1 protein-coding gene and 1 pseudogene are annotated in these 12,528 nt (G+C 73.8%); both read right to left on the bottom strand.

The window, feature by feature from the left end; translation table 11 throughout:
- Nucleotides 1-3,752 (bottom strand): type I polyketide synthase (locus tag CU044_RS00025; protein WP_129766255.1); only part of this gene is annotated, 3,752 nt, incomplete at its 3' end.
- Between the two features lie 49 nt (nt 3,753-3,801).
- Nucleotides 3,802-12,480 (bottom strand): annotated as a pseudogene (locus CU044_RS00020) (type I polyketide synthase); the annotation flags it as partial.
- Between the last annotated feature and the right edge of the window lie 48 nt (nt 12,481-12,528).

Below are 12,528 nucleotides of genomic sequence, written 5' to 3'. Positions count from 1 at the left end.
TCCGCGTACACGCGGGCCGGCTCGGAGGTCTCCGTCCGGCCGGGCCCGTCTCCCAGGAACGCCCAGCGGGCCGGGGCCGGGGCGGCGGGCCGCACAGGCGTCCAGTCGACCCGGAACAACGAGTTCAGCCAGTCACCGCCCAGCCCGTCCGCCGTCAGGGGCCGCAGCGAGAGCGCCTCGACCGAGGCGACGGGGGCGCCCGTGTCGTCGGTCAGGGTGATCGCGACGCCCGAGGCTCCGGCCGGGGACAGCCGTCCCCGCAGCGCGGACGCGCCGGTGCTGTGCAGCCGCACCCCGCGCCAGGAGTACGGCAGGTGGAGCTTCTCCGCGTCGGCGACGAAGCCGCCGAGCCCGATGGCGTGGAGCGCGGAGTCGAGCAGTGCGGGGTGCAGCCCGAAGGAGCCGGCGGTGTCCGGATCGGGCAGGTCCACCTCGACGAACACGTCGTCGCCCCGCTGCCACGCCGCTCGCATGCCGCGGAACGCGGGCCCGTAGCCGAGTCCCGACGCGGCGAGGTCGTCGTAACGGCCCTCGATGTCGATCCGTTCGGCCCCCGCGGGCGGCCAGGCGTCCCCGCCGGTGGCCGGGACCTCCTCGCCCGCCGCGAGCGTGCCGAAGGCGTGCCGTGTCCACGGCTGGTCGTCGGGCGCGTCGTCGGCCCGCGAGTAGGCGCTCAGCGCGCGGCGCCCCGACTCGTCCGGCGCCCCGACGGACACCTGGAGCCATACCGCGCCGTCCGCCGGCAGGACCAGCGGCGCCGCCAGTGTCAGCTCCTCGACGTGGTCGAGTCCGACCTGGTCACCGGCCCTGATCGCCAGTTCCACGAAGGCGGCGCCCGGTACGAGGACCACGCCGCCGACGGTGTGGTCGGCCAGCCACGGGTGGGTGGCCAGGGAGAGCCTGCCGGTGAGCAGGGCGCCTTCCTCGTCGGCCAGGGTGACCGCGGCGCCCAGCAGCGGGTGGTCGGCGGACCGCAGGCCCGCCGAGGACATGTCTCCCACGTAGGCGCCCGCGTCCAGCCAGAACGTGGTGCGCTGGAAGGGGTACGTGGGCAGGTCGGTGCGCCGGGCGCCGCGTCCCGCGAACAACGCCTGCCAGTCGAGGGCGGCGCCCCGCACGTGCAGCGCCGCGACAGCCGAGGTGAGTGTGGAGCCCTCGGGCCGGTTCGCGCGCGACCCGGCCACCAGCAGCGCGCCCTCGTCGGCGCAGTCGCGGCCCATCGCGGTCAGTACCGCATCGGGGCCCAGCTCCAGGAAGTTCGCGACGCCCTGCTCGCGCAGGCTCCGTACGCCGTCGAGGAACCGTACCGCCTCGCGGACGTGGCGTACCCAGTGCTCCGGGTCGCGTGCCTGCGCCGGGCTCAGGACGGCACCGGTCAGGGTGGACACGATCGGGATCGCCGGCGCCCCGTAGGTGATGGTCCTGGCGACGGCGCGGAAGTCGTCCAGTACGGCGTCCACGTGCGGCGAGTGGAACGCGTGGCTGACCCGCAGGTACCGGGTCTTCCCGCCGCGCTCCCGCCACGCGCTGTCGATCGCGGCCACCGCGTCGGCGTCGCCCGCGACCACCGTGGACTCGGGGCCGTTGACCGCCGCGACGTCCACCGTGCCGCCGTGTTCGGCGACCAGGCGGCGGACGGTGTCCTCGTCCGCGCGCAGCGACAGCATCGCCCCGCCCTCGGGCAGGGCTCCCATCAGCCTGCCGCGGGTGGCGACCAGGACGCACGCGTCGGCGAGGGAGAACACGCCCGACACGTGCGCCGCCGCGAGTTCGCCGATGGAGTGGCCCGCGAGGAACTGGGGGGTGAGGCCCCATGCCGTGACGAGGCGGAACAGCGCCACCTCGATCGCGAACAGCGCGGGCTGCGTGTAGGTGGTCCGGTCGAGCAGGGCGGCGGCCTCGGTGCCGGGCTCGGCGAAGAGCACGTCCCGCAACGGCCGGTCCAGGTGCGGGTCCAGGCCGGCGCAGACCTCGTCCAGCGCCTGCGCGAACACGGGGAACTCCCCGTACAGCTCGCGGCCCATGCCCACCCGCTGGCTGCCCTGTCCGCTGAACAGGAACGCGAGCTTGCCGCGCGAGCCCACCGTGCCGCGCACCAGGTTCGGTGCCTCGTCACCGGCGGCCAGGGCCGCCAGCCCGCGCAGCAGCTCCGCGCGGTCCGCGCCGACGACGGCGGCCCTGTGCTCCAGCGCGGTCCTGGTCACGGCGAGCGAGTAGCCGGTGTCCACCGGCGGCACGTCCCGGCCGTCGAGGTGGGTGAGGAGGGACGCGGCGCGCTCGCGCAGCGCGGCGGGGTCGTTGCCGGACAGTACCCACGGCACCGCGTCGGCCAGGACGGGGTCGACGGGCTCGCGCAGCTCGTCGTCGGCGTCCTCGGCCGGGGCCTGTTCGAGGACGACATGGGCGTTGGTGCCGCTGATGCCGAACGACGACACGGCCGTCCTGTGCGGCTGGCCGGTCTCCGGCCACGGCCGCGCCTCGGTCAGCAGTTCCACGGCGCCCGCCGACCAGTCGACGTGCCGGGAGCGCTCGCCGACGTGCAGGGTCGGCGGCAGTGTGCTGTGCCGCATCGCCATGACCATCTTGATGACGCCCGCGACACCGGCCGCGGCCTGGGTGTGGCCGATGTTGGACTTCACCGAGCCCAGCCACAGCGGCTCGCCGGCGCGGTCCTTGCCGTACGTGGCCAGCAGCGCCTGTGCCTCGATCGGGTCGCCGAGCGTGGTGCCGGTGCCGTGCGCCTCGACCGCGTCGACCTGGGCCACGGTCAGTCCCGCGCTGTCCAGCGCCTGCCGGATCACGCGCTGCTGCGACGGACCGTTGGGCGCGGTGAGACCGTTGGACGCGCCGTCCTGGTTGACCGCGGAACCGCGCACGACCGCCAGTACGGGGTGGCCGTTGCGCCGGGCGTCGGACAGCCGCTCCAGCAGCAGCATTCCGGCGCCCTCGCCCCAGCCGGTGCCGTCGGCGCTGTCGGAGAACGACTTGCACCGTCCGTCCGCGGCGAGGCCGCGCTGCTTGCTGAAGCCGATGAACGTGTTCGGGGTCGGCATGACGGTGACCCCGCCCGCGAGGGCGAGCCCGCACTCGCCCGATCGCAGTGCCTGGGCCGCCAGGTGCAGCGTGACCAGGGAGGACGAGCAGGCGGTGTCCACCGTGACGGCGGGCCCCTCCAGCGCGAACGTGTACGACACGCGGCCGGAGGCGACGCTGCCGAAGCTGCCGGTGCCGAGGAAGCCGTCCAGCTCCTCCGGCACCGACCGCAGCCGCGACGCGTAGTCGTGGTACATCACTCCGGCGAACACGCCCGTCCTGCTGCCGCGCAGCGACGACGCGTCGATCCCGGCCCGTTCGAACGCCTCCCACGACGTCTCCAGCAGCAGCCGCTGCTGCGGGTCCATCGCCAGCGCCTCACGCGGGGAGATCCCGAACACCCCGGGGTCGAAATCGGCCGCGTCGTGCAGGAACCCGCCCTCGGTGAGGAACGCGCGGTCGGGGTCCTCGGGGTCGGACACCTCGACGTCGCCCCAGCCCCGGTCGGTGGGGAACGCCGTCACGCCGTCGCGGCCGTTCGCGACCAGTTCCCACAGGTCCTCGGGGGTGCGCACGCCGCCGGGGTAGCGGCAGCTCATGCCGATGATCGCGATCGGCTCCTGCTCGCCCTCCTCGACCTCGCGCAACCGCCGACGCGTGTCGCGCAGGTCAGCGGTGACCCGCTTAAGGAAATAACGGAGCTTGTCCTCGTTGTCCATGCCGTCTCTACTCCAGGGAACGTCAAGCAAGTGGGGGTGGCCGGGCGGGTCAGGAGATGCCGAATTCTTTTCCGAGCAGGTCGAACACCTCGTCGTCGGTCGCGTCGTCGAGGTCGTCGGCCGCCTGTTCGGTGGTGTCGGCACGACCGTCGCGCCACACCGCCAGCAACGCCGACAGACGGGCGCCGACGCGGTCGTCCTCGTCGTCGCCGGGCTTGATCGAGGCGAGGCTCGCCTCGATACGGCTCAGCTCGGCGAGCAGCGGTGCCACTCCGGCGGGTTCGTCGACGACGAGCGTGTCCACGAGGTGGCCGACCAGGTCGAGCGGGTTCGGATGGTCGAATATCAGGGTGGCGGGCAGGCGCAGCCCGGTGGCGGCGTTGAGCCGGTTGCGCAGGTCGACGGCGGTCAGCGAGTCGAAGCCCAGCTCGGTGAACGCGCGCCGCTCGTCGACCGCCTCGGCACCCGGGAGCGCCAGTACGGCCGCGACGTGCGCGCACACCAGGTCCACCAGGGCGGATGTCCGCTCGCTCTTCGGCAGCGCCGCGAGCCGGTCCCGCAGCGCGGCGGCGGGGTCGGCCCCGGTCTCCGCCGCCCTGCGGGCCGTCGTCCGCACCAGACCGCTGAACAGCGGCGGCACCACAGGGAGTTCCCGCAGGGCCCGCAGGTCGAGCCGCATCGGTACGACGACCGGGTCCGCCCCGCCGACCCCGGCGTCGAACAGCTCCAGTCCTTCGTCCGCGGACAGGCCCGCGGTCCCGGTCTCGGCCAGCCGGGCGCCCATGCCGTCCTCCCCGGCCCACAGGCCCCATGCCAGCGACGTGGCGGGCAGCCCGCCGGCGCGCCGATGCTGGGCGAGCGCGTCGAGGAACGCGTTGGCCGCGGCGTAGTTGGCCTGGCCGGGCGTGCCCAGCGTGCCCGCCGCCGACGAGAACAGCACGAACGCCGACAGGTCCAGATCACGGGTCAGCTCGTGCAGGTTCCACGCCGCGTCGACCTTCGGCCGGAACACGGTGTCGATCCGCTCCGGCGTCATCGACTCGATCACACCGTCGTCCAGCACACCCGCCACATGGACGAGCGCCGTGACGGGGTGCTCGGCGAGCAGCGCCGCCACCGCGTCACGGTCCGCCACGTCACAGGCGACGACGGCGACCTCGGCGCCCAGACCCGTCAACTCGTCGTGCAGCGAACCCACGTGGCCACGCCGGCTCGCCAGCACCAGCCGCCGCACCCCGTGCCGTTCGACCAGATGCCGCGCCACCAGACCGCCGAGCATCCCGCTCGCACCGGTCACCAGCACCGGCCCCTCACCGAAGCCCGAGCCCGAACCCGAACCCTCCGATTCCGCCGGACGGGCCCGCACGAGCCTCGGCGCGAACGGTTCACCGGCACGCACGGCCAGCTCGGGTTCCGAGCTGGTGATGGCCGACTTCCAGCTGTCCTCGTCGTCGACGTCCACCAGGACGAAGCGATCCGGGTTCTCCGTCTGCGCCGTCCGCACCAGACCCCACACCGCGGCCGACGCCAGATCCGGTACGTCGTCCCCGGCACCGACCGCCACCGCACCACGCGTCACCAGCACCAGCCGTGACGCCGCGCACCGGTCGTCGGCCAGCCAGCCCCGCACCAGCTCCAGAGCCGTCAGCACCTCCCGGCGCACCACACCCGCGTCCATGTCGCGGGACTCGGCGCACCGCACCACCACGTTCTCCGGCAGCGACTCCCCCGCGTCCAGGGCCGAACGCACCGCCGCCCAGTCCGCGAACTCCGCCACCGAACCGGCACCTCCGGCCGACGCCGTGACAGGCACCCAGTCCAGCCGGAACAGCGATTCGTGCCTGCGCGCCGACCCCAGCGAACCCGCCGTTACCGCGCGCAGTACGAGCGAGTCGATCGTGGCCACCGGAGCGCCGGAGCCGTCCGCGACCGCCAACGACACCCCGTCCGACCCCGCACGCGCCAACCGCACCCGCAGGACGGTCGCACCCGAAGCATGCAACCGCACACCCGACCACGAGAACGGCAACCCACCAGGAGCATCCGCCTCACCCATCAGCCCGACGGCATGCAGCGACGCGTCCAGCAAGGCGGGATGCAGACCGAAGCCGTCCACCGTCACGTCCTCCGGCAGCGCGACCTCGGCGAACACCTCGTCGCCCTTGCGCCACGCCGCCCGCAGCCCCTGGAACACCGGCCCGTAACCGAAACCGCCGTCGGCCATGCGGTCGTACAGCCCGTCCAGGTCCAGGGACTCCGCCCCGGCGGGCGGCCAGGCGCCGACGTCGACCGACGGCACGTCGGCGCTGTCGGCGAGCACGCCGCTCGCGTGCCGGACCCAGAGCTCACCGGCTTCGTCCCGCGCGTGCACCGTGACAGGACGCCGGCCCGACTCGTCCGGCACACCGACGCGCACCTGCACGAGTACCGAGCCGTTCTCGGCCAGGACGAGCGGCGCCTCCAGCGTCAGCTCCTCCACCAGGTCGCACCCGGCCTGGTCACCCGCACGCACCGCCAACTCGACGAACGCCGTACCGGGCAGCAGCACCGAACCCTGGACCGCGTGATCGGCCAGCCACGGGTGGGTCCGCAGCGAGATCCTGCCCGTGAGGAGGACGGTGTCCTCGTCGGCCAGGGTGACCGCCGCGCCCAGCAGCGGATGGTCGGCGGAACCGAGCCCGAGCCCGGTCGCGTCGCTCGCGGGCCGCAGGCTCGTGTCGGGCCAGAACCGCTGGTACTGGAAGGCGTACGTCGGCAGGTCGACGCCGTGGCCGGTACCCCGGAAGTAGGCGTCCCAGTCGACGCGCACGCCCCTCACATGCAGCTCGGCGAGCGCGGTCATGAGGGCGCCGTCCTCCGCCCGGTCGCCGCGCAGCACCGGTACGAAAGCCGCGTCCGGCAGGGACTCCTGTCCCAGTGCCGACAGCACACCGCCGGGTCCGATCTCGACGAGGACGTCCGCGCCCATGCCGGACACGGCGTCGGCGAACCGTACGGACTCCCGCACGTGCCGCACCCAGTACTCCGGCGAGCCCCATTCCGCCGCGGAGGCCGGCCTGCCCGTCAGTGTGGACACGGCCGGTATCGCGGGCGTCCCGTACGACACGCCGTCCAGCACGCGGCGGAACTCGTCCAGCATCGGGTCCATCAGCGGCGAATGGAACGCGTGGCTCACCCGCAGCCGCGTCACCTTCCGCCCCGCCTCGCGCCACCGCTCGGCAACCGCCTCCACATCCTCGCCCACACCGGAGAGGACGACCGAAGCCGGGCTGTTGACCGCGGCGATACCCACGGTCTCCGACACGTCGGGCGCGACCTCGGCCTCGGCCGCCTGAACGGCCACCATCGAGCCACCCGGCGGCAGCGCCTGCATCAGCGCACCACGCGCCGACACCACCTTGGCGGCGTCGGCGAGCGACCACACTCCCGAGACGTGAGCCGCGGCCAGTTCACCGATCGAGTGCCCGGCCAGCACATCGGGCCGGACGCCCCACGACTCCAGCAGGCGGAACAGCGCCACCTCGACCGCGAACAGCGCCGGCTGTGTCACGCCCGTCTCGTTCAGCGCGTCGGCGTCCTCACCGAACAGCACCTCGCGGACCTCGGGGCCGAACTCACCCAGTACGGCGTCCAGGGCTTCCGCGAACACCGGGAAACGCGCGGACAGTTCACGACCCATGCCCAGCCGCTGCGAGCCCTGACCGGAGAACAGGAAACCGACCCGGTGCTCGTCGGCGACACCACGTACGTCCCCGCCGCCCGGCCGTCCCTCGACGGCGTCGGTGAGCCCGGCCACCAGGTCGGCCAGGTCCCGGCCGACGACGGCGAGCCGGTGCTCGAATCCGGCACGCGAGGTCGCGAGCGCGCGGGCGACATCCGCCGGGTCGAGATCTGGCCGCGCGGTCAGGCGGTCGCGCAGCCGTACCGCCTGGTCGCGCAGGGCGCTCTCGGTGCGGCCGGACACCAGCCACGGACCGAGCGGTGCCTCGTCGGCCCGCGCCACGTCGTCGTCCGACGTGGACTCGATGATGACGTGCGCGTTGGTGCCGCTGAAGCCGAAGGACGACACACCGGCACGCCGGGGCCGGTCCGTCTCGGGCCACGGCCGTGCCTCGGTCAGCAGTTCCACGGCGCCCGCCGACCAGTCGACGTGCGGGGAGCGCTCATCGGCGTGCAGCGTCCGCGGCAGCACACCGTGCCGCAGCGCCATCACCATCTTGATGACGCCACCCACGCCCGCCGCGGCCTGGGTGTGGCCGATGTTGGACTTCAGCGAGCCCAGCCACAGCGGCTCGCCCGTCCGGTCCCGCCCGTAGGTGGCGAGCAGCGACTGCGCCTCGATCGGGTCGCCCAGCGTCGTACCGGTGCCGTGCGCCTCGACCGCCTGCACATCGGACGGCGCCAGACCGGCACTCGCGAGCGCCTGGCGGATGACCCGCTGCTGCGACGGCCCGTTGGGCGCGGTCAGCCCATTGGACGCGCCGTCCTGGTTCACCGCGGAGCCGCGGATCACCGCGAGGACCGGGTGTCCGTTGCGCCGGGCGTCCGAGAGCCGCTCCAGCACCAGCATCCCGACGCCCTCGCCCCAGCCGGTCCCGTTGGCGTCGGCGGAGAACGAGCGGCACCGGCCGTCGGGCGACAGGCCCTGCTGGCGGCTGAAGTCGATGAACGCGGCGGGCGTCGACATCACGGTGACACCACCCGCGAGCGCGAGCGAGCACTCACCGGAGCGCAGCGCCTGAGCGGCCAGGTGCAGCGCGACGAGCGACGACGAGCACGCTGTGTCCACGGTCATCGCGGGGCCTTCGAGACCGAACGTGTAGGACACCCGGCCGGACGCGACGCTGCCCGCGTTGCCCGTGCCGAGATAGCCCTCGACGCTCTTCGGTACGCCGTGCAGTTGGGAGGCGTAGTCGTGGTACATCACGCCCGCGAACACGCCGGTGGCGCTGCCCCGCAGCGACCTGGGGTCGATGCCCGCCCGCTCGAAGGCCACCCAGGAGGTCTCCAGCAGCAGCCGGTGCTGCGGGTCCATGGCCAGTGCCTCGCGGGGGCTGATCCCGAAGAACGCCGGGTCGAACAGGTCGGCGTCGTGCAGGAAGCCGCCCTCGCGGGTGTAGGAGCTGCCGACCCGTTCGCCCGAGGGGTCGTAGAGCGCGTCCATGTCCCATCCGCGCTCGGTCGGGAACAGCGTGATGCCTTCGGCTCCGTCGGCGACCAGCCGCCACAGGTCCTCCGGCGAGCGGACGCCACCGGGGTAGCGGCAGCTCATGCCGACGATCGCGATCGGCTCGTCGGTCACGGCCACGGCCGTGGAGACGGTCGCCGCGGCGACGGGCGCGCCCGCGAACTCGGCGCCGACGAACGCGGCGAGCGCCGCGGGGGTCGGGTAGTCGAAGACCAGCGTGGCGGGCAGACGCAGCCCGGTCGCCATGTTGAGCCGGTTGCGCAGGTCGACGGCGGTCAGCGAGTCGAAGCCCAGCTCGGTGAACGCCTGGCCGGACGCGACCGCCGCCGGCCCGGCGTGCCCGAGCACCACGGCGGCCTGCGTACGGACGAGTTCCAGCAGCACCCGCTCGCGCTCGTCCTCGGCCAGCGGTGCCAGCCGGTCGCGGAGCGCACCGGCCGGGTCGGCCCCGCTCCCCGCCGCCTTGCGGCCTGTTGTCCGTACCAGTCCGCTCAGCACCGGGGGCACCAGCGGGAGTTCCCGTACGGCCCGCAGGTCGAGCCGCATCGGTACGACCACCGGATCGGTCCCGGAGACCGCGGCGTCGAACAGCGCGACTCCCTCCTCGGAGGACAGACCGTTCGAGGCGGACTGCGCCACCCGGGCACCCATGCCGTCGGCCCACAGGCCCCACGCCAGCGACGTGGCGGGCAGACCGGCGGCGCGCCGCCGCTGGGCGAGCGCGTCAAGGAACGCGTTGGCCGCCGAGTAGTTGGCCTGGCCGGGCGCGCCCAGCGTGCCCGCGACCGAGGAGAACAGCACGAACGCCGAGAGGTCCAGGTCGCGGGTCAGCTCGTGCAGATGCCGGGCGGCGTCGACCTTGGGCCGGAACACCACGTCGACCTGGTCCGGGGTCAGCGAGCCGACCGTGGCGTCGTCCAGCACACCGGCGGTGTGCACGACCGCCGTCACGGGGTGCTCGGCGAGCAGCGCGGCCAGCGCGTCCCGGTCCGCGACGTCACAGGCGGCCACGGCGACCTCGGCTCCCCGCGCGATCAGTTCGTCGCGCAGTTCCTCGGCGCCCTCCGCCGCCATCCCGCGCCTGCTGGCCAGTACCAGCCGCCCCACCCTGTGCTGGGCGACGAGGTGCCGGGCGACCAGACCGCCCAGCGCACCGGAGGCGCCGGTCACCAGGACCGAACTGTCCGGCCCGAACGCGGGGTCGGTGCCGGCCTCCGGGCGCACCCGCGCCAGGCGGGCCACGAACACCCTGCCGTCCCGTACGACGGCCTGGGGTTCCCCGGTCGTGAGCGCCGGCCTCCAGCCGTCCTCGTCGTCGGTGTCCAGCAGGACGAAGCGATCCGGGTTCTCGATCTGCGCCGTCCGCACCAGACCCCACACCGCGGCCGACGCCGGATCCGGTACGTCGTCCCCGGCGCCGACCGCCACGGCGCCGCTTGTCACCAGGGCCAGCCGTGACGCCGCGCAACGGTCGTCGGCCAGCCAGCCCCGCACCAGTTCCAGAGCGGTCAGTACCTGGCCGCGCACCGCGTCCGCGTCCTGGGACCCGGCGCACCGCACCACCACGTTCTCCGGCAGCGACTCCCCCGCGTCCAGGGCCGAACGCACCGCGGCCCAGTCCGCGAACTCCGCCACCGACCCGGCGCTCCCGGCCGACGCCGTGGCAGGCACCCAGTCCAGCCGGAACAGCGACTCCCAGCCCTGCCGCGTCAGCGCCGCCGACACGGGGCGCAGTACGAGCGAGTCGATCGTGGCCACCGGAGCGCCGGAGCCGTCCGCGACCGCCAACGACACCGCGTCCGACCCGGCACGCGCCAACCGCACCCGCAGGACGGTCGCACCCGAAGCGTGCAACCGCACCCCCGACCACGAGAACGGCAGCCCACCAGGAGCATCCGCCTCACCCATCAGCCCGACGGCGTGCAGCGACGCGTCCAGCAAGGCGGGATGCAGACCAAATCCCTCCGCTTCCACCTCGTCCGGCAGCGCGACCTCGGCGAACACCTCGTCGCCCTTGCGCCACGCCGCCCGCAGCCCCTGGAACACCGGCCCATAGCCGAAGCCGCCATCGGCCATACCGTCATAGAACCCGGCCAGGTCCACGGCCTCCGCCCCGGCGGGCGGCCAGACACCGGCATCGGCCGACGGCACCTCGGCACCGTCCACCAGCACGCCACTCGCGTGCCGGACCCACACCTCGCCCTCGTCGTCACGGGCGTGCACCGTTATGGAGCGCCGACCGGACTCGTCCGGCACACCGACCCCCACCTGCACCCGCACACCACCACGCTCGGGCAGCACCAGCGGCGCCTCCAGCGTCAGTTCCTCCACCAGGTCGCACCCGGCCTGGTCACCCGCACGGATCGCCAACTCGATGAACGCCGTGCCGGGCAGCAGCACCGAACCCTGGATCATGTGATCGGCCAGCCACGGGTGGGACTCCACCGACAGCCGGCCGGTGAAGAGCTGCCCGTCCGAGTCGGCCGTGTCGACGAACGCGCCGAGCAGCGGGTGGTCGGCCGAGCCGAGTCCCGCGGCGTCCAGATCGCCTGCCCCCACACCGGAGTCCAGCCAGTAGCGCTGGTACTGGAACGCGTACGTCGGCAGGTCCACCCGCCGCGCACCACGACCGGCGAAGAATGCCTCCCAGTCCACCCGCACGCCCTGCGCGCACATCTGTGCCACGGCGGCGATCAGCGCGGGCTCCTCCGGCCGGTCGGCCCGCAGCACGGGTACGAAGGCCGCGTCGGGCGCGGACTCCTGGCCCAGTGCCGACAGCGTCCCGCCGGGACCGATCTCGACGAACGTGGCGATGTCCTCGTCCGCGAGCGTGGAGACGGCGTCGGCGAACCGCACGGACTCGCGTACGTGCCGCACCCAGTACTCCGGTGAGGCCAGCTCCTCGGCGGTGGCCCGCGCACCGGTCAGCGTCGACACGATCGGGATCGTGGCCGCCTCGTACAGCACCCCTTCCAGGACCCGGCGGAAGTCGTCCAGCATCGGGTCCATCAGCGGCGAGTGGAACGCGTGGCTGACCCGGAGCCGGGAGACCTTGCGCCCCGCCTCACGCCAGCGCTCGGCGACCGCTTCGACATCGTCGGCGACGCCGGAGACGACCACCGAGTTCGGGCCGTTGACCGCGGCGATGCCCACGGTGTCCGGCAAGTCGGCGGCGACCTCGTCCTCGGACGCCTGGACCGCCACCATCGCACCACCGGACGGCAGCGCCTGCATCAACCCGGCACGCGCCGACACCACCTTCACCGCGTCGGCCAGCGACCACACGCCTGCCACGTGCGCGGCGGCCAGCTCGCCGATCGAGTGCCCGGCCAGGACGTCCGGCCGGACGCCCCACGACTCCAGCAGACGGAACAGGGCGACCTCGACCGCGAACAGCGCCGGCTGCGTCACGCCCGTCTCGTTCAGCGCGTCGGCGTCCTCACCGAACAGCACCTCGCGGACCTCCGGGCCGAACTCGCCCAGCACCGCGTCCAGCGCCTCGGCGAACACCGGGAAACGCGCCGCCAGTTCACGGCCCATGCCCAGCCGCTGCGACCCCTGACCCGAGAACAGGAAACCCACACCGCC

The sequence above is a fragment of the Streptomyces sp. L-9-10 genome, assembly GCF_004151105.1.
Lineage (GTDB): Bacteria > Actinomycetota > Actinomycetes > Streptomycetales > Streptomycetaceae > Streptomyces.
This window is presented reverse-complemented; position numbering and strand designations above follow the sequence as displayed.